A 19,178-nucleotide genomic window follows, 5' to 3' on the forward strand; every position below is an offset into this window, starting at 1 on the left:
CGTACACGACGCTTCACCTATAACAAAGCCCAAGCGGAGTACCACAGATGGCGTTTTTCACCGCAGCCAGCAAAGCCGACTTCCAGCATCAACTGCAGGCGGCCCTGGCGCAGCACATCAGCGAGCAGTCCCTGCCACAAGTGGCGCTGTTCGCCGAACAGTTCTTCGGCATCATCTCTCTGGACGAACTCACCCAGCGTCGGCTGTCCGACCTGGCCGGCTGCACCCTCTCTGCCTGGCGCACCATCGAGCGCTTCGACCCGAACACTGCGCAAGTGCGGGTCTACAACCCTGACTACGAACGCCATGGCTGGCAATCCACGCACACCGTGGTCGAAGTGCTGCACCATGACCTGCCGTTCCTGGTCGACTCGGTACGCACCGAACTCAACCGCCGCGGCTACAGCATCCACACCCTGCAGACCACCGTGCTCAGCGCCCGCCGCGGGCCGAAGGGCGAGCTGCTCGAACTGCTGCCCAAGGGCACCCAGGGTGAAGGCGTCAGTCACGAGTCGCTGATGTACCTGGAGATCGACCGCTGCGCCAATGCCGCCGAGCTGACCAGCCTGACCCGCGAGCTGGAGCTGGTGCTGGCCGATGTGCGCGTCGTCGTCGCCGACTTCGACCCGATGAAGGCCAAGGTCCGCGACCTGCTGGCGCTGGTGGGCGAAAACGCCTTCGGCCCGGCGCAGAACGACAAGGCCGAGGTGCAGAGCTTCCTCACCTGGCTGCTGGACAACCACTTCACCTTCCTCGGCTACGAAGAGTTCGTGGTCGAGTCCGACGCTGCCGGCGGCAGCCTGGTCTACGACGAATCGTCCTTCCTCGGCCTGCCGCGCGTGCTGCGCAGCGGCCTGAGCAATGAAGACCTGCGCATCGAGGACTACGCCGTCAGCTACCTGCGCGAGCCGCGCCTGCTGTCGTTCGCCAAGGCTTCGCAACCGAGCCGCGTGCACCGTCCGGCCTACCCGGACTACGTGTCGATCCGCCAGATCGATGCCGATGGCAAGGTCATCAAGGAATGCCGCTTCATGGGCCTGTACACCTCGACGGTGTACGGCGAAAGCGTGTACACCATCCCGTACATCCGCGGGAAAGTCGCCGAGATCGAGCGCCGCTCGCACTTCGACCCCAAGGCGCACCTGGGCAAGGAACTCACGCAGGTGCTCGAAGTGCTGCCGCGCGACGACCTGTTCCAGACCCCGATCGACGAGCTGTTCAACACCGTCATGTCGATCGTGCAGATCCAGGAACGCAACAAGATCCGCGTGTTCCTGCGCAAGGACCCGTACGGCCGCTTCTGCTACTGCCTGGCCTACGTACCGCGTGAAATCTACTCCACCGAAGTGCGCCAGAAGATCCAGCAAGTGCTGATGGAGCGCCTGAAGGCTACCGACTGCGAGTTCTGGACCTTCTTCTCCGAGTCGGTGCTGGCGCGTGTGCAGTTGATCCTGCGGGTCGACCCGAAGAACCGCATCGACATCGACCCGCAGCAGCTGGAAAACGAAGTGATCCAGGCCTGCCGCTCGTGGCAGGACGACTTCTCCGCGCTGGTGGTGGAGAACTTCGGCGAAGCCCAGGGCACCAACATCCTCGCCGACTTCCCCAAGGGCTTCCCGGCGGGTTACCGCGAGCGCTTCGCCGCGCATTCGGCGGTGGTGGACATGCAGCATGTGCTGGCGTTGTCCGAAGCCAAGCCGCTGGCCATGAGCTTCTACCAGCCACTCACCCAACTGGGCGAGCGCCAGCTGCACTGCAAGCTGTACCACGCCGACACGCCGCTGGCGCTGTCCGACGTGCTGCCGATCCTGGAGAACCTCGGCCTGCGCGTGCTGGGTGAATTCCCGTACCGCCTGCGCCACGCCAACGGTCGCGAGTTCTGGATCCATGACTTCGCCTTCACCTACAGCGAAGGCCTGAACCTGGACCTGCAGCAGCTCAACGACACCCTGCAGGATGCCTTCATCCACATCGTCAAGGGCGACGCCGAGAACGACGCCTTCAACCGCCTGGTGCTCACCGCCGGCCTGCCATGGCGCGATGTGGCGCTGTTGCGCGCCTACGCCCGCTACATGAAGCAGATCCGCCTGGGCTTCGATCTGGGCTACATCGCCAGCACCCTGAACAACCACACCGACATCGCCCGCGAGCTGACGCGGTTGTTCAAGACCCGCTTCTACCTCGCGCGCAAGCTCGGCCAGGATGACCTGGACGACAAGCAGCAGCGCCTGGAGCAGGCGATCCTCACCGCCCTGGACGACGTCCAGGTGCTCAACGAGGACCGCATCCTGCGTCGCTACCTGGACCTGATCAAGGCCACCCTGCGCACCAACTTCTACCAGCCCGACGCCGCTGGCCAGAGCAAGTCGTACTTCAGCTTCAAGTTCAACCCGCGCCTGATCCCCGAGCTGCCCAAGCCCGTACCGAAATTCGAGATCTTCGTCTATTCGCCGCGGGTCGAGGGCGTGCACCTGCGCTTTGGCAACGTCGCCCGCGGCGGCCTGCGCTGGTCGGACCGCGAGGAAGACTACCGCACCGAAGTGCTGGGCCTGGTCAAGGCGCAGCAGGTGAAGAACTCGGTGATCGTGCCGGTCGGCGCCAAGGGTGGCTTCCTGCCGCGTCGCCTGCCACTGGGTGGCGGCCGCGACGAGATCGCCGCCGAGGGTATCGCCTGCTACCGCATCTTCATCAGTGGCCTGCTCGACATCACCGACAACCTCAAGGACGGTGGCGTGGTGCCGCCGGCCAACGTGGTGCGTCATGACGACGACGACCCCTACCTGGTAGTAGCCGCAGACAAAGGCACCGCGACCTTCTCCGACATCGCCAACGGCATCGCCAACGACTACGGCTTCTGGCTCGGCGATGCCTTCGCCTCCGGTGGCTCGGCTGGCTACGACCACAAAGGCATGGGCATCACTGCCCGTGGCGCCTGGGTGGGCGTGCAGCGCCACTTCCGTGAGCGCGGCATCAACGTGCAGGAAGACCCGATCACCGTGGTCGGCATCGGCGACATGGCCGGCGACGTGTTCGGCAACGGCCTGCTGATGTCCGACAAGCTGCAACTGGTAGCCGCATTCAACCACCTGCACATCTTCGTCGACCCGAATCCGGACCCGGCCACCAGCTTCGCCGAGCGCAAGCGCCTGTTCGAGCTGCCGCGTTCGGCCTGGACCGACTACAACAGCGCGATCATGTCCGAAGGCGGCGGGATCTTCCCGCGTAGCGCCAAGAGCATCGCCATCAGCCCGCAGATGAAGGAACGCTTCGCCATCGAAGCCGACCGCCTGACCCCGACCGAACTGCTGCACGCACTGCTGCAGGCGCCGGTCGACCTGCTGTGGAATGGCGGTATCGGCACCTACGTCAAGGCCAGCAGCGAGAGCCACGCCGATGTCGGCGACAAGGCCAACGACGCCCTGCGCGTCAACGGCAACGAGCTGCGCTGCAAGGTGGTGGGCGAGGGCGGCAACCTGGGCATGACCCAGCTCGGTCGCGTCGAGTTCGGCCTGCATGGCGGCGCCACCAACACCGACTTCATCGACAACGCCGGTGGCGTGGACTGCTCCGACCACGAGGTCAACATCAAGATCCTGCTCAACGAAGTGGTGCAGGCTGGCGACATGACCGAGAAGCAGCGCAACCAGCTGCTGGGCAGCATGACCGAGGAAGTCTCCTCGCTGGTGCTCGGCAACAACTACAAGCAGACCCAGGCCCTGTCGCTTGCGGCCCGCCGCGCCCGCGAGCGGATCGCCGAGTACAAGCGCCTGATGGCCGACCTTGAGTCGCGGGGCAAGCTGGACCGCGCCATCGAGTTCCTGCCGACCGAAGAGCAACTGGCCGAACGCCTGGCGGCCGACCAGGGCCTGACCCGTGCCGAGCTGTCGGTGCTGATCTCGTACAGCAAGATCGATCTCAAGGAGCAACTGCTCAAGTCGCTGGTGCCGGACGACGACTACCTGACCCGTGACATGGAGACTGCGTTCCCGCCGTCACTGGTCAGCAAGTTCGCCGAAGCCATGCGCCGTCACCGCCTCAAGCGCGAGATCGTCAGCAACCAGATCGCCAACGACCTGGTCAACAACATGGGCATCACCTTCGTGCAGCGCCTGAAGGAGTCCACCGGCATGAGCCCGGCCAACGTTGCCGGTGCCTACGTGATCGTGCGCGACATCTTCCACCTGCCGCACTGGTTCCGCCAGATCGAGGCGCTGGACTACCAGGTGCCGGCCGAGATCCAGCTGACCCTGATGGACGAGCTGATGCGCCTGGGGCGTCGTGCCACCCGCTGGTTCCTGCGCAGCCGTCGTAACGAGCAGGATGCCGGTCGTGACGCTGCCCATTTCGGGCCGAAGATCGCGCAACTGGGGCTCAAGCTCGACGAACTGCTGGAAGGGCCGACCCGCGAACGCTGGCAGGTGCGCTACCAGGGCTTCGTCGAAGCCGGGGTGCCGGAGTTGCTGGCGCGCATGGTGGCAGGCACTACTCACCTGTACACCCTGCTGCCGATCATCGAAGCTTCGGATGTCACCGGTCACGATCCGGCGCAGGTGGCCAAGGCGTTCTTCGCCGTGGGCAGCGCGCTCGACCTGACCTGGTACCTGCAGGAAATCAGCAACCTGCCGGTGGAGAACAACTGGCAGGCCCTGGCCCGCGAGGCGTTCCGCGACGACATCGACCTGCAGCAGCGCGCGATCACCATTTCCGTGCTGCAGATGGCCGATGCACCGGACGACATGGACGCCCGCGTGGCGCTGTGGGCCGAGCAGCACCGGGTGATGGTCGAGCGCTGGCGCGCCATGCTCGACGACCTGCGCAACGCCACAGGCACCGACTATGCGATGTACGCGGTGGCCAACCGCGAGCTGGTCGACCTGGCGCTGAGCGGGCAGTCGGTGGTGATTCCGTCCTGACCTTGGCCCTGAAATGAAAAAGCCCCGGCAGCAATGCCGGGGCTTTTTTATTCGTCTCTAGCGGCCCTGTGGGCTGTGGTTCGCCGCTGCGACTTGCCCGCTAAAAGGCCGCGGCCGACCTTACTTGAACCGCCGCTCCACCCCTTTCTCCACGAGAATCTTCGCCGAAATCTCTTCCACCGAAAAATGCGTGGAGTTGATGTTGGGAATGTTCTCCCGGCGGAACAGGTTCTCTACCTCGCGCACCTCGAATTCGCACTGGGCAAAGCTCGAATAGCGGCTGTTGGGTTTGCGTTCGTGGCGAATGGCGGTCAGGCGGTCGGGGTCGATGGTCAGGCCGAACAGCTTGTTGTGGTGCTTTTTCAGCACGGCCGGCAACTGCAGGCGCTCCATGTCGTCTTCGGTCAGCGGGTAGTTGGCGGCGCGGATGCCGAACTGCATGGCCATGTACAGGCAGGTTGGTGTCTTGCCGCAGCGCGACACGCCCACCAGGATCAGGTCGGCCTTGTCGTAGTAATGGGTGCGCGCACCATCGTCGTTGTCCAGGGCGAAGTTGACCGCCTCGATGCGCTCCATGTAGTTGGAATTGCCACCGATCGAGTGCGATTTGCCCACGGAATACGACGAATGGGCGGTCAATTCCTGCTCGAGCGGGGATAAAAACGTCGAAAAGATGTCGATCATGAAGCCATTGGACGTAGCCATGACCTCACGGATGTCCTGGTTGACGATGGTATCGAAGATAATGGGGCGCACACCGTCGCGCTCGGCCGCGGCATTGATCTGCTGGACCATGGCGCGCGCCTTGTCGAGCGTATCGATGTAGGGGCGGGTGAATTTGGCGAAGGGAATGCTTTCGAACTGCGCCAGCAGGCTTTGGCCCAGTGTTTCGGCCGTGATGCCGGTACCGTCGGAGATGAAGAACGCGGATCGTTTCATTTGCACCTGAGGCCTTAAGCTGCCGAATGTTTCTGGATATGATAGGTTCGGTTTGCCGAACGCGGTCGTTCGGCATTCTCACTTATTTTCCAGGTCCAGGCCACAAGCGTCCCGGCCCAGCCGCAGAGTCGACAGGCGGGCGCCCTTGAGCTTTTCCAATACAGTTAGTGGAGAGATCACCTTGGTAGAGTACGTAGTTTCCCTCGATAAGCTCGGCGTCCATGATGTGGAGCATGTGGGGGGCAAGAACGCATCCCTGGGCGAGATGATCAGTAATCTTGCCGGTGCCGGCGTATCGGTGCCGGGCGGCTTTGCCACTACGGCTCAGGCGTATCGCGACTTTCTCGAACAAAGTGGCCTGAACGACCGCATCCATGCCGCGCTCGACGCGCTGGATGTCGACGATGTCAACGCCTTGGCCAAGACCGGCGCACAGATTCGCCAGTGGGTGATGGAGGCCGATTTCCCGGCACGTCTGGACGCCGAAATCCGCACCGCCTTCGCCGAAATGGCTGCCGGCAACGACAACATGGCCGTGGCCGTGCGCTCTTCGGCGACCGCCGAAGACTTGCCGGATGCTTCGTTCGCCGGCCAGCAGGAAACCTTCCTCAATATCCGTGGCGTAGACAACGTGATCCGCGCGGCCAAGGAAGTGTTCGCCTCGCTGTTCAACGACCGCGCCATTTCCTACCGCGTGCACCAGGGCTTCGACCACAAGCTGGTCGCCCTGTCGGCCGGCGTGCAGCGCATGGTGCGTTCAGAAACCGGCACCGCTGGCGTCATGTTCACCCTCGATACCGAGTCGGGCTTCCGCGACGTGGTATTTATTACCGGCGCCTACGGCCTGGGTGAAACCGTCGTGCAGGGTGCGGTCAACCCTGACGAATTCTACGTGCACAAGAACACCCTGCAGGCAGGCCGCCCGGCCATCCTGCGCCGCAACCTGGGCAGCAAGGCGATCAAGATGGTCTACGGCGACGAAGCCAAGGCCGGTCGTTCGGTCAAGACTGTCGAGGTCGACCGTGCCGAGCGTGCGCGCTTCTGCCTGAGCGACGCCGAGGTCAACGAACTCGCCAAGCAGGCGATGATCATCGAGCAGCACTACCAGCGCCCGATGGACATCGAATGGGCCAAGGACGGTGACGACGGCAAGCTGTACATCGTGCAGGCTCGCCCCGAGACCGTGAAGAGCCGCGCCAGCGCCAATGTCATGGAGCGCTACCTGCTTAAAGAGAAGGGCACGGTATTGGTCGAAGGTCGCGCCATTGGCCAGCGTATCGGCGCCGGCAAGGTCCGCGTGATCCACGATGTGTCCGAGATGGATAAGGTGCAGCCAGGCGACGTACTGGTTTCCGACATGACCGACCCGGACTGGGAACCGGTCATGAAGCGCGCCAGCGCCATCGTCACCAACCGCGGTGGCCGTACTTGCCACGCCGCGATCATCGCCCGTGAGCTGGGTATCCCGGCCGTGGTCGGTTGCGGCAACGCCACCCAGGTGTTGAAAGATGGCCAGGGCGTGACCGTATCCTGCGCCGAAGGCGACACCGGCTTCATCTTCGAGGGTGAGCTGGGCTTCGACGTCAAGCAGAACTCGGTGGATGCCATGCCGGAACTGCCGTTCAAGATCATGATGAACGTCGGCAACCCCGACCGCGCCTTCGATTTCGCCCAACTGCCCAATGCGGGCGTAGGCCTGGCGCGCCTGGAGTTCATCATCAACCGCATGATCGGCGTGCATCCCAAGGCACTGCTCAACTACGCGGGCCTGCCGCCTGAGCTGAAAGAGAGCGTCGACAAGCGCATCGCTGGCTACAGCGATCCAGTGGGCTTCTATGTCGAGAAGCTGGTCGAGGGCATCAGCACCCTGGCCGCAGCTTTCTACCCGAAAAAGGTGATCGTGCGCCTGTCGGACTTCAAGTCCAACGAGTACGCCAACCTGATCGGCGGCAAGCTCTACGAGCCGGAAGAAGAAAACCCGATGCTGGGCTTCCGCGGTGCCTCGCGCTATATCAGCGAGTCGTTCCGTGACTGCTTCGAACTCGAGTGCCGCGCCCTCAAGCGCGTGCGCAACGAGATGGGCCTGACCAACGTCGAGATCATGGTGCCGTTCGTGCGCACCCTGGGTGAAGCCAGCCAGGTCGTCGACCTGCTCGCCGAGAATGGCCTGGCCCGTGGCGACAATGGCCTGCGCGTGATCATGATGTGCGAGCTGCCGTCCAACGCCATCCTCGCCGAAGAGTTCCTGGAATACTTCGACGGCTTCTCGATCGGCTCCAACGACCTGACCCAGCTTACCCTGGGCCTGGACCGCGACTCGGGGATCATCGCCCACCTGTTCGACGAGCGAAATCCTGCGGTCAAGAAGCTGCTGGCCAATGCTATCGCCGCGTGCAACAAGGCCGGCAAGTACATCGGCATCTGCGGCCAGGGCCCATCGGACCACCCTGACCTCGCCAAGTGGCTGATGGAGCAGGGCATCGAGAGCGTCTCGCTGAACCCGGACTCGGTACTCGAGACCTGGTTCTTCCTGGCCGAAGGTCAGGGCGCCGCTTGATGTAACCGGCGCGGGGCGCGTCCTGACGCGCTCCGCGTTTCTGCCTTTTCGCGGGCAAACCCGCTGCCACCGAGCCCTGTGGCAGCGGGCTTGCCCGCGAATGCGCTGCAGCCCAGGTTCAGCGTGGCAGTTCCCCATCCTGTTTCCCCTTTTCATTCTGTGAATCCATGCAAAGCAGCAGCACCCTTTTTCCCGTGGCCCTGCTCAGTGCCGAGCGCCGCGGCGACCTCTGTGAAGACGTTTACCGGATCAAGGCGGGCAACAGCCCCGACGCCAGTGTCGAACTGGCCCTGACCCGTCTCGGGCTTGCCGATCAACACTCCACCCCCGGAGTGCCGGTGATTCTCCTGCACGGCAGTTTCTCCAATCGTCGTTTCTGGTATTCGCCCAAGGGCATTGGCCTGGGGGCTTTCCTCGCACGTGCCGGTTTCGACGTGTGGATTCCGGAAATGCGCGGGCATGGCCTGTCGCCGCGCAACCGCCAGTGGCGGCAGAACACCGTGGCCGACTACGCGCGTTTCGACCTGCCGGTGATCGGCGCCTTCGTCCAGGAAATAGCCGGCCAGGCGCCGCACTGGATTGGCCATTCGCTGGGCGGCACCACCTTGGCGGCCGCACTGGGTGGCGGCTACCTGGACAGCGCCTGCGTGGCCAGCGTGGCGTTGTTCGGCACCCAGGTCAGCCGGATCTACTGGCCGTTGAAAGTGCCGCCCGTGGCGTGGGGTGCGCGCTTGCTGGTCAAGCGATTTGCCCAGCTCTCCGGCCGCAGATTGAAGCGTGGGCCGGAGGACGAGCCGATCGGGCTGGCCCTGGAAAGCTTGCGTTGGCATGGCCTGTTCGGCCGTTTCGGAGTCAAGGACCGAGACTGGTGGGCGGGGTTGGCGCAGATGGATGTACCGCTGCTGGCAGTCGCGGGTGCAGCGGATTTCCAGGATCCGGTGTGGGCCTGTCGCAAACTGTTCGAGCAGTGGGGCGATGAGCGCAAGCAGTTCCTGCGCCTGGGCCGTGAAAAGGGCTTCGAAGCCTTCGGGCATGTCGACATGCTGGTGAGCAAGGCGGCGCAGACGCAGGTGTGGCCGCTGGTGGCGCGCTGGTTGAGCGACGTTCAGGCGCCGCCCGCCACAATTGAGTAAGCAGGTCATTCGCGGGCAAGTCGTAGCGCCGAACTGACTGCCTGGTCCCGGATGACTGCAACGGCCTTCAGGGTGTAGCCTTGCCCGATACCCGCTTTCGTTGTGACTGACAGGAGCTTCCCATGCAGCATTACGTAACGCCCGACCTGTGCGACGCCTACCCGGACCTGGTCCAGGTGCTGGAGCCGATGTTCAGCAATTTCGGCGGCCGCGATTCCTTCGGCGGCCAGATCGTCACCATCAAGTGCTTCGAGGACAACTCCCTGGTCAAGGAGCAGGTCGAGCTCGACGGCAAGGGCAAGGTCCTGGTGGTCGATGGCGGCGGATCGCTGCGCCGGGCGCTGCTGGGCGACATGCTCGCGGAAAAAGCGGCGAAGAATGGCTGGGAAGGCCTGGTGATCTACGGCTGTGTGCGTGACGTGGATGTGCTGGTGCAGACTGATGTCGGCGTGCAGGCCCTGGCCAGCCATCCGATGAAGACCGACAAGCGCGGCATTGGCGACCTCGACGTCGTGGTCAGCTTTGCCGGCGTCACTTTTCGCCCCGGCGAATACATCTACGCCGACAACAATGGCGTGATCGTCTCGCCAAGCCCCCTGAAAATGCCGGAGTGATGCGCCGCGCGCGCTGATGGAGCATTGATGTTCGAGGAAGACAACGCGCAGTGGGGGCTGGTCCATGCCCTGGTGCTCGACGGCAAGGGAGGCGCGCGCGCCATTGCCCGTACCGAGTTGGACAACCTGCAATTGCAGGCGCAAGAGAGCCTGTGGTTGCACTGGGACCGCAGTCATCCGCAAACCCGCACCTGGCTGCTGCACGATAGCGGCCTGAGCGAGTTTGCCTGCGACCTGCTGCTCGAGGAGAACACTCGCCCACGCCTGCTGCCGTTGGCCAACGAGCAGTTGCTGCTGTTTCTGCGCGGGGTCAACCTCAACCCTGGCGCAGAGCCGGAAGACATGGTTTCGGTGCGCATCTTTGCCGAAGCGCAGCGCGTCATTTCGTTGCGGCTGCGGCCTTTGCGCGCGAGCGACGAAGTCTTGCAGCAACTGGATGAGGGCAGGGGGCCGAAATCGGCCTCCGAATTGCTGCTGCTGATGGGTGAACTGTTGACCGAAAAGGTCCAGGCACTGGTCAGCGACCTGTCCGAAGCGGTCGATCTCGAGGAAGAAAAGGTAGAATCCGACGAACGGTATAGCCCGGCCCAGGGCAACCTGCAGCAGATTCGTCGTCGTGCCGCCGGCCTGCGTCGTTTCCTGGCGCCGCAGCGTGACATCTATGCTCAGCTTTCGCGCAACAAGTGGAGTTGGTTCGCCGACGCCGATGCCGATTACTGGAACGAGCTGAACAACAGCCTGATCCGTTATCTCGAGGAGCTGGAACTGGCCCGAGAGCGCGCTGCGCTGGTGCTGGAAGGCGAGGACCGGCGGCGCAGCGAGCGGATGAACCGGACCATGTACCGCTTCGGCATCATCACCTGCATCTTCCTGCCGATGAGCTTCATCACCGGCCTGCTCGGCATCAATGTCGGTGGTATTCCAGGGGCCGAGAACCCCTACGGCTTTCTGTTCGCCTGCCTGGTGGTGTTGGGGCTGGCCGCAGGGCAATGGTGGTTGTTGCGCAAGTTGCGCTGGGTCTGAGCGACGATCACGTATGTATTTTGAAACATTCGTCCCACATCGCTGTGTGACCCGTTGGCCAGAGCTCTCGTCTTTGACTGACATCACGCGAGGTGCCCATGCACGATCCGTTTGAAGAATCCTTGCGCGACCTGCTCAAGGCGTCGCCGTCCGGCCATGACCGAGATGACGATGCCTGCCTGGGTCGCGTGCTCAAAACCGCCAACCGTCAGGTTGGCGCGGGCGATCTGTTCAGCCTGCTGGGCCGCTGGAGCCAGGCGCTGCTGATCGCTGTCAACAATGGCTCGGCGCATGTCGCGCCGGTGCGCCGTACCCCTGCCGCTGGCAGACAGAAAGCTGATAAGGCCGATTGAATATGGAACTCGATCTCTGGACCCAGAGCCTGGTCACCGCCATGACTGCCCTTTGGACCAAGGTGGCGAACTTCATCCCCAACCTGTTCGGCGCGCTGGTCGTGGTGCTGCTCGGTTTCGTGGTGGCCAAGCTGCTCGACACACTGCTGTCCAAGCTGCTCGCCAAGTTCGGTCTCGACCGCCTGATGAGCGGGACCGGGCTGACCAAGATGCTCGGCCGGGTCGGTATCCAGGTGCCGATCTCGACCTTGATCGGCAAGATCGTCTACTGGTTCATCCTGCTGATCTTCCTGGTTTCCGCCGCCGAATCGCTGGGCCTGGAGCGGGTTTCCGCCACCCTCGACATGCTTGCCCTCTACCTGCCCAAAGTGTTTGGTGCGGCGCTGGTATTGCTGGCCGGTGTACTGCTGGCGCAGCTGGTCAACGGCCTGGTGCGCGGCGCTGCCGAAGGCATCGGCCTGGAATACGCAGCGGGCGTCGGGCGCGTTGCCCAGGGGCTGGTCATCATCATCGCGATCTCGGTGGCGATCAGCCAGCTTGAGGTCAAGACCGACTTGCTCAACCATGTGATCGTCATCGGACTGATTACCGTTGGTCTGGCCGTGGCCCTGGCAATGGGCCTGGGCAGCCGGGAAATCGCCGGACAGATCCTTGCCGGGATCTACGTGCGCGAGTTGTATCAGGTTGGCCAGCAGGTGCGGATTGGAGAGGTCGAAGGGCATATCGAAGAGATCGGGACGGTCAAGACGACGCTACTGACCGATGATGGCGAGTTGGTGTCGCTGTCCAATCGGGTGCTGCTTGAGCAGCGCGTCAATAGCCGCTAACCGCACAAAGCTGTTAATGTATGCCGCCGCAAAAATCGGCCCAAGGGCTGAGCGGCGACATTGACCTGACTGTCGGCCAGATCCGTTTTGAATAAAGTCTATTCGCCGCCCATGCGTTACGACCCCCGCGAGCTCACCGACGAGGAGTTGGTGGCGCGTTCGCATGAGGAGCTGTTTCATGTTACCCGCGCCTATGAGGAACTCATGCGGCGCTACCAGCGGACCCTGTTCAACGTCTGTGCACGTTATCTGGGGAACGATCGGGATGCTGACGATGTCTGTCAGGAGGTCATGCTGAAAGTGTTGTACGGCCTGAAGAATTTCGAGGGCAAATCGAAGTTCAAGACCTGGCTCTACAGCATCACCTACAACGAATGTATCACCCAGTACCGCAAGGAGCGTCGCAAGAGAAGGTTGATGGATGCCCTGAGCCTGGACCCCGTCGAAGAGGCGTCCGAGGACAAGGCTCCGAAAGCTGAAGAAAAAGGCGGGCTGGATAAATGGCTGGTGTATGTGAACCCGATCGACCGGGAGATTCTGGTGCTACGTTTTGTCGCAGAGCTGGAGTTTCAGGAGATCGCCGACATCATGCACATGGGCCTGAGCGCCACGAAGATGCGTTACAAGCGTGCGCTCGACAAGCTTCGTGAGAAATTTGCGGACTCGGTTGAAACTTAGTCTTATGCAAATGGCTCAAACGAATCGGCAAGGTCTGCTAGACTTGCCGTCGAGTTGTCCCCCCGGATTTTGGTGGGGCTGCTTAACTATCACCAGATGGGGATTTAACGGATGAAATTGAAAAATACCTTGGGCTTGGCCATTGGTTCGCTCGTAGCCGCCACCTCGATTGGCGCTATGGCACAAGGCCAAGGCGCCGTCGAAACCGAGATCTTCTACAAGAAGGAGTTCTTCGACAGCCAGCGCGACTTCAAGAACGACGGCAACCTGTTCGGCGGCTCGATCGGTTACTTCCTGACCGACGACGTTGAACTGCGTCTGGGCTACGACGAAGTTCACAACGCTCGTGGCGACGACGGCAAGAACATCAAGGGCTCGAACACCGCCCTGGATGCCGTTTACCACTTCAACAACCCGTACGACGCTATCCGTCCGTACGTTTCGGCTGGTTTCTCCCACCAGTCGCTGGGCCAGACCGGCCGTGGCGGTCGTGACCACTCCACCTTCGCCAACCTGGGCGCTGGTGCCAAGTGGTACATCACCGACATGTTCTACGCCCGTGCCGGCGTTGAAGCCCAGTACAACATCGACAAAGGTGACACCGAGTGGGCACCGAGCGTCGGCGTTGGCCTGAACTTCGGCGGTAGCCCGAAGCAGTCCGCAGCTCCTGCTCCTGCTCCGGTTGCCGAAGTCTGCACCGACAGCGACAACGACGGCGTCTGCGACAACGTCGACAAGTGCCCTGACACCCCGGCCAACGTTACCGTTGACGCCGACGGCTGCCCGGCTGCCGCTGAAAACGTCCGCGTTGAGCTGGACGTGAAGTTCGACTTCGACAAGTCGGTCGTCAAGCCTAACAGCTACGGCGACATCAAGAACCTGGCTGACTTCATGAAGCAGTACCCACAAACCACCACCGTGGTTGAAGGTCACACTGACTCCGTAGGTCCAGACGCTTACAACCAGAAGCTGTCCGAGCGTCGTGCCAATGCTGTCAAGCAGGTTCTGACCCAGCAGTACGGCATCGAATCCAACCGTGTTGACTCGGTTGGCTACGGTGAGACCCGTCCAGTTGCTGACAACGCCACCGAAGCTGGCCGCGCCGTTAACCGTCGCGTAGAAGCTCAGGTAGAAGCCCAGGCCAAGTAATTGGTTTGAAGCTTCACGAAAAACCCGGCCTCGGCCGGGTTTTTCTTTGCCTGTGATTTGGGTGTGCCGCACGGGCGTGCATCTGTGGGAGCGGGCTTGCCCGCGAAGAGGTTCGCTCAGGCTTACCTTTTAAGCAGGATGTACAGCAGCACCAGGTTCAACACCATCGACAACAGCGCCAAGGTTCGCCAGACCTTCAGCGGCTCGCGCTCCAGCAGGGGGCGAGGGCGCATGGCCAACTCCTGGCGGTCACCGCGTTCGAGCAGCAGCAGCCATTGTTCGGCAGTTTCGAAACGTTGTGCAGGGTCCACCGAGACGGCTTTTTCCAGGCTGCGCTGCAACCATTCCGGCAGGTCGGGACGATAGCGCGCAGCGTTGACTGGCGTTGCGAAGCGTGGGCGCTGGAACGCCTCGACTTCGCCGTACGGATAGTGCCCGGTCAGCAGGTAGTACAGGGTCACGCCAACGGCATAGAGATCCTGGCGGGGTGTCGGTGGCTCACCATCGAAGGCTTCCGGGGCAATGAACGAAGGCGTGCCGGGCAGATCGTGCGGCTGATCCTCTGACAGCCCTGGGCAATACGCCAGGCCGAAATCCAGCAGGCGCAGTTGACCATCTTCACCCAGGTGCAGGTTTTCCGGCTTGATATCGCGGTGCAGCAGGTTGCGCCGGTGCAGCACACCCACCGCCTGCAGCAACTGGCGCGTCAGTTCCAGCCATTGCGGTAGTGGCAAGGGCCCATGCTCGGCGAACAAGCTGGCAAGCGTCTGGCCGGGATATTGGCGCATGAGGTAGTACAGGTGCTGGCGCTGGCTGGCGGCATTCACCTCGGGGAAGTGTCGGCCAGCAACCCGGCGCAGAAACCATTCTTCGAGCAGCAGCCGTTGGGCGGCGCCTTGATCGGTTTCGCGGGCCGGTGGGAGGGTCTTGAGCAGCCATGTCTGGCCCTGGGTATCCTTGACCTGGTAGAGCAAGGATTGTCGGCTCTGGGCGAGCAGCGCCTCAACACACCAGCCATCGATGCGCTGGCCCGTACGCAGGGCGGTTGGTATCGGCCATTCCTGCAACTGCGCAAGGGTGTCCCCCAGATTCGCCGAGCCCGGTTGTTCGACCCTGACCAGCAATGCGCTGGCGTTGTCCTGGCTGCCACACAGGTGCGCGGTGGCGACCAGGGTATCGGCGGCCACCTGCAAGTCAGGCTGCTCACGCAGGATCGAGAGGATCTGCTGATCGCTCAGGCTTGACCAGACACCATCGCTGAGCAGCACGAAGCACTCGCCTGGCTGCAGTTCACCCTCCCGGTAATCGACCAGCAGGTGTTGGTCCAGACCCAAGGCGCGCTTGAGCACATGATGCATCCCTGGCTGGTCCCAGACATGGTCATCGCTCAGGCACGACAGGCGACCGTCGTGCCAGTGGTAGGCGCGGCAGTCGCCGACATGGGCGAGGGTGAACCGCTTGCCGCGCAGCACCAGGGCGGTCAGCGTGGTCATCAGCGGTTGACCGTTGCCCTGGGCGCGCAGCCAGCGGTTCTGCGCCAGCAGCAGCCGATCCAAGGCCTGGGCCACCCCCCAGGTGGCGGGAGTGGAATAGTAGTCCAGTGCCAAGGCCTGCAGGCTGGCCCTGGCGGCCAGGCCACCATCGGCGCACTGGCTGACGCCGTCGGCGAGGGCGAACAGGTAGCCCTTGCTGGCGGCCAGCTCTGCGGCCGGGGTGACCAGGCGCAGGGCATCCTGGTTTTCCGGGCGCGGGCCGGTGGCGCTGGCCTGGGCGAAAGCCAGTTGCAAGCTCATGCGGTCAGACCCGCGCCGCCGTTACGGCAGCCGAACCCCAGGTGGTGCGCCAGCGACGCTTGACCCCGTACAGGCCGAACCAGGCGAGCAACCCCAGGCTGGCGAACAGCCACAGGCCAAGCTGATAGTCGCCGCTGTGCTGCTTGATTGCACCCAGGCCTGCCGCCAGCAGGAAGCCACCGATACCACCGGCCATGCCGATCAGGCCGGTCATGACCCCGATTTCCTGGCGGAAGCGTTGCGGCACCAATTGGAACACCGCACCGTTGCCAGCGCCCAGACCAAGCATGGCGCTGACGAACAGGGCCAGGGCTGCCGCGGCGCTGGACAGGTTGAAGCCGACCGCGGCGATGCACAGCGCCGCCACACTGTACATCCCGAGCAAGGTGCGGATGCCACCGAAACGGTCGGCGAGGGCACCGCCCAGCGGGCGCATGAGGCTGCCGGCGAATACGCAGGCCGCCGTGTAGTAGCCGGCGGTGATCGGGCTCAGACCATACTGGTCGCTGAAGTAGCCCGGCAGGGCGCTGGCCAGGCCGATGAAGCCACCGAAGGTGACGCTGTAGAAGAACATGAACCACCAGCTGTCACGGTCGCCAAGTGCCTTGAAATAGTCGGCCATCGCCTTGGGCTTGGGGCGCTGTGGGGCATTGCGTGCCAGCAGGGCAAAGGCCACGAGAGTGATCACCAGCGGGATGACGGCGAAACCGAACACGTTGTTCCAGCCGAAACCTGCGGCCAGCACTGGGGCGAGCAGGGCTGCGAACACCGTTCCGGAATTACCCGCACCAGCGATGCCCATGGCCTTGCCCTGGTGCTGAGGTGGATACCACTGCGACGCCAACGGCAGCGACACGGCGAACGAGGCACCTGCAACGCCGAGGAACACGCCCAGCAGCAGCGCCTGTTCGTAACTGTGGATGCCCATGAACCAGGCACAGGCCAGGGCGACGATCACCACGACCTGGCCGATCAGCCCGGCAGTCTTGGGAGACAGTCGGTCGACCAGCATGCCCATGATAAAGCGCAATATGGCACCGGCCAGGATCGGTGTTGCCACCATCAGGCCCCGTTGCTGGGCAGTCAGCTGCAGGTCGGCGGAGATCTGCACTGCCAAGGGACCGAGCAGGTACCAGACCATGAAGCTCAGGTCGAAGTAGAGGAAGGCGGCAAACAGCGTAGGCACATGCCCGGATTTCCAGAAGCTCGTATTCATTGAACACCTCGCGCGGCTTGCAACGGTTGTCATGCCCTGCCTGCGCAGGGCGCAAATGAAAAAGACGTCGCTACCCGGTCCATCAGCGTGGAGGGGAGAGCGACGTCTTTGTCGGGATGATGTGGCAACCGCCGTTGGCTACCTGAGCTATTGGCTGAGCAAGAGCCGGGCCAACATCGACTCAGCCAAGCATCTCGGACATGGCGATGATCTGTTCGGCCACCTGAATCAGCTTCTGCTGACGGCTCATGGCCTGGCGACGCATCAGGGTGTAGGCCTGCTCTTCATTGCAGTCCTTCATCTTCATCAGCAGGCCCTTGGCCTGTTCGATGCGCTTGCGTTCGGCCAGCTGCTGGTCGCGAGCCAGCAGCTGCGCCTTGAGCGCCTGGTCGCTCTCGAAGCGGGCCATGGCCACGTCGAGGATCGGCTGCAGGCGCGCTGCATGGATGCCTTCGACGATGTAGGCGCTGACGCCGGCCTGGATCGCCTGGCGCATCACCCCCGGATCATGCTCGTCGGTGAACAGCACGATGGGCCGTGGCTGGTCGCGACTGACCAGCACCACCTGTTCCATCACATCGCGACCCGGTGACTCGGTATCGATCAGCACGACATCCGGGCGCACCGTTTCGACGCAGGTGGGCAGGTCGATGGTCAGCCCCGGCGCCTCGATCACATCGAAGCCAGTTTCGATCAGAGCAGCCTTGAGGCGACCGACCTTCTTCTCGGTATCATCGATCAGCAGAATACGCAGCATGGTGGCCACCTTCACGAACCAACCCGCATGTGCGGGGCGTCATCCAGGGCGTGCAGGCGGAAGCTGCGGGCATAGGCATGGGGGTCGCTGCCGTCCCAGCGGATGCCGTCGATCAGCAGGCTGCTGCGCATCGGTGCATCGGCGCAGGGTACGCCCACGGCCTGGGCTGCTTCACGGTACAGCGCCAGTTGCTGCACACGCGTGGCCACCGCCAGGTAGTCCGGATCCTCGCGCAGCAGGCCCCAGCGTCGGAACTGGGTCATGAACCACATGCCGTCGGACAGATAGGGCAGGTTCGCCCGACCTTGATCATGCACGCGCAGGGCGTGACGATCCTGCCAGCGGTTGCCCAGCCCGTCGTGGTAGTCGCCCAGCAGGCGCGGTTCGATGTTGCTGACTGGCGTATCCAGGTAGGCCCTGCCGCTGAGCAGCTGCGCCGTGCCTCGGCGATTTTCCGCGCTTTGCTCGATGAAACGGCTGGCGGCGAGTATCGCCTTGACCAGCGCGCGGGCGCTGTTGGGGTAGTGCTCGACGAAAGCGCGGGTGCTGGCCAGGACCTTTTCTGGATGGTCCGGCCAGATCGATTGACTGGTTGCCAGGGTGAAACCCTGGTTCTGCCCCACGGCGTCTGCCGACCAGGGCTCGCCGGCACAGAAGCCGTCGATACGCCCGGCCTGCAGGTGTGCGACCATCTGTGCCGGTGGCACCACCACGCTGTCGACATCGTGCAGCGGGTGGATGCCCTGGCCGGCCAGCCAGTAGTACAGCCACATGGCGTGGGTGCCGGTGGGAAACGTCTGGGCGAAGGTCAGGCGTGCGCCACGCTGGTGCACCAGCCGTGCCAGTGCTTCAGGGCTGGTCACGCCCTTGCGCTGCAGTTCCGGGGAAAGGTTGATGGCCTGGGCATTCTGGTTCAGGCCCATGAGTACCGCCATATCGTTGGCCACGGCACCACCCATGCCCAGGTGCATGGCGTAGACCAGCCCGTACAGGCAGTGGGCAGCATCCAGTTCGCCGCTGGCGAGTTTGTCTCGGGTCCCGGCCCAGGAGGCCTGACGCTGCAGATTGAGGGTCAGACCCTGGAGTTGGGCGAAGCCCTGCGTGGCCGCGACCACCACCGAGGCGCAGTCGGTCAGGGCCATGAAGCCGATGTTCAGGCTGGGTTTCTCGGGTGCATCGCTGCCGTTGACCCAGGCCAAGGGTGTTGTCGGAGGGGCTGTGTTCAC

Annotated in this window: 14 protein-coding genes; 9 read left to right on the forward strand and 5 right to left on the reverse strand. The window is 63.2% G+C overall.

Features of this window, described 5'->3' with window-relative positions:
* Positions 1-47: 47 nt before the first annotated feature.
* Complete coding sequence (locus tag ACMGGG_RS06455; RefSeq protein WP_414155072.1) at positions 48-4,913, forward strand: NAD-glutamate dehydrogenase; 4,866 nt, start codon at positions 48-50, stop codon at positions 4,911-4,913.
* 120 nt (positions 4,914-5,033) lie between these two features.
* Here ACMGGG_RS06455 and ACMGGG_RS06460 read toward each other — a convergent pair whose 3' ends face one another.
* Positions 5,034-5,852, reverse strand: coding sequence for a pyruvate, water dikinase regulatory protein (locus ACMGGG_RS06460; RefSeq protein ID WP_054892475.1), 819 nt, complete (start codon positions 5,850-5,852; stop codon positions 5,034-5,036).
* A 181-nt stretch (positions 5,853-6,033) separates the two neighbouring features.
* Here ACMGGG_RS06460 and ppsA point away from each other — a divergent pair, with 181 nt between their 5' ends.
* The 8 genes from ppsA to ACMGGG_RS06500 all read left to right on the forward strand — a co-directional run bounded on the left by ppsA (position 6,034) and on the right by ACMGGG_RS06500 (position 14,186).
* Complete coding sequence (gene ppsA / locus ACMGGG_RS06465) at positions 6,034-8,409, forward strand: phosphoenolpyruvate synthase (protein WP_054892474.1); 2,376 nt, start codon at positions 6,034-6,036, stop codon at positions 8,407-8,409.
* Between the two features lie 167 nt (positions 8,410-8,576).
* The gene (locus tag ACMGGG_RS06470; protein WP_414155073.1) at positions 8,577-9,542 is read left to right on the forward strand and encodes an alpha/beta fold hydrolase; all 966 of its coding nucleotides are present in this window, start codon (positions 8,577-8,579) and stop codon (positions 9,540-9,542) included.
* Between the two features lie 122 nt (positions 9,543-9,664).
* Positions 9,665-10,156, forward strand: coding sequence for a ribonuclease E activity regulator RraA (gene rraA / locus ACMGGG_RS06475; RefSeq protein WP_054892472.1), 492 nt, complete (start codon positions 9,665-9,667; stop codon positions 10,154-10,156).
* Positions 10,157-10,183: 27 nt separating this feature from the next.
* A complete protein-coding gene (locus tag ACMGGG_RS06480) occupies positions 10,184-11,179 on the forward strand; it encodes a zinc transporter ZntB (RefSeq protein ID WP_054892471.1) in 996 nt (331 codons plus the stop codon).
* 98 nt (positions 11,180-11,277) lie between these two features.
* Positions 11,278-11,532 carry a hypothetical protein gene (locus ACMGGG_RS06485; protein WP_054892470.1) on the forward strand — a complete coding sequence of 85 codons (255 nt, stop codon included), beginning with the start codon at positions 11,278-11,280 and terminating at the stop codon, positions 11,530-11,532.
* Positions 11,533-11,534: 2 nt separating this feature from the next.
* A complete protein-coding gene (locus ACMGGG_RS06490) occupies positions 11,535-12,359 on the forward strand; it encodes a mechanosensitive ion channel family protein (protein ID WP_414155074.1) in 825 nt (274 codons plus the stop codon).
* 87 nt (positions 12,360-12,446) lie between these two features.
* The gene (gene sigX / locus ACMGGG_RS06495) at positions 12,447-13,037 is read left to right on the forward strand and encodes an RNA polymerase sigma factor SigX (RefSeq protein WP_172964783.1); all 591 of its coding nucleotides are present in this window, start codon (positions 12,447-12,449) and stop codon (positions 13,035-13,037) included.
* 111 nt (positions 13,038-13,148) lie between these two features.
* Positions 13,149-14,186, forward strand: a complete 1,038-nt coding sequence (locus tag ACMGGG_RS06500) for an OmpA family protein (RefSeq protein WP_054892467.1) — start codon at positions 13,149-13,151, stop codon at positions 14,184-14,186.
* A gap of 122 nt (positions 14,187-14,308) precedes the next feature.
* Here ACMGGG_RS06500 and ACMGGG_RS06505 read toward each other — a convergent pair whose 3' ends face one another.
* From ACMGGG_RS06505 to ACMGGG_RS06520, 4 genes are all read right to left on the reverse strand, one after another.
* A complete protein-coding gene (locus ACMGGG_RS06505) occupies positions 14,309-15,979 on the reverse strand; it encodes a protein kinase domain-containing protein (RefSeq protein ID WP_414155075.1) in 1,671 nt (556 codons plus the stop codon).
* Positions 15,980-15,983: 4 nt separating this feature from the next.
* A complete protein-coding gene (locus ACMGGG_RS06510) occupies positions 15,984-17,195 on the reverse strand; it encodes a nitrate/nitrite transporter (protein WP_414155076.1) in 1,212 nt (403 codons plus the stop codon).
* 181 nt (positions 17,196-17,376) lie between these two features.
* Positions 17,377-17,952 carry an ANTAR domain-containing response regulator gene (locus ACMGGG_RS06515; RefSeq protein WP_054892484.1) on the reverse strand — a complete coding sequence of 192 codons (576 nt, stop codon included), beginning with the start codon at positions 17,950-17,952 and terminating at the stop codon, positions 17,377-17,379.
* Between the two features lie 11 nt (positions 17,953-17,963).
* The gene (locus ACMGGG_RS06520; RefSeq protein WP_414155077.1) at positions 17,964-19,178 is read right to left on the reverse strand and encodes a CmpA/NrtA family ABC transporter substrate-binding protein; all 1,215 of its coding nucleotides are present in this window, start codon (positions 19,176-19,178) and stop codon (positions 17,964-17,966) included.

Origin of the sequence: Pseudomonas sp. BNK-44-b (assembly GCF_047456245.1) — a bacterium.
Taxonomy (GTDB): Bacteria; Pseudomonadota; Gammaproteobacteria; order Pseudomonadales; family Pseudomonadaceae; genus Aquipseudomonas; species Aquipseudomonas machongensis.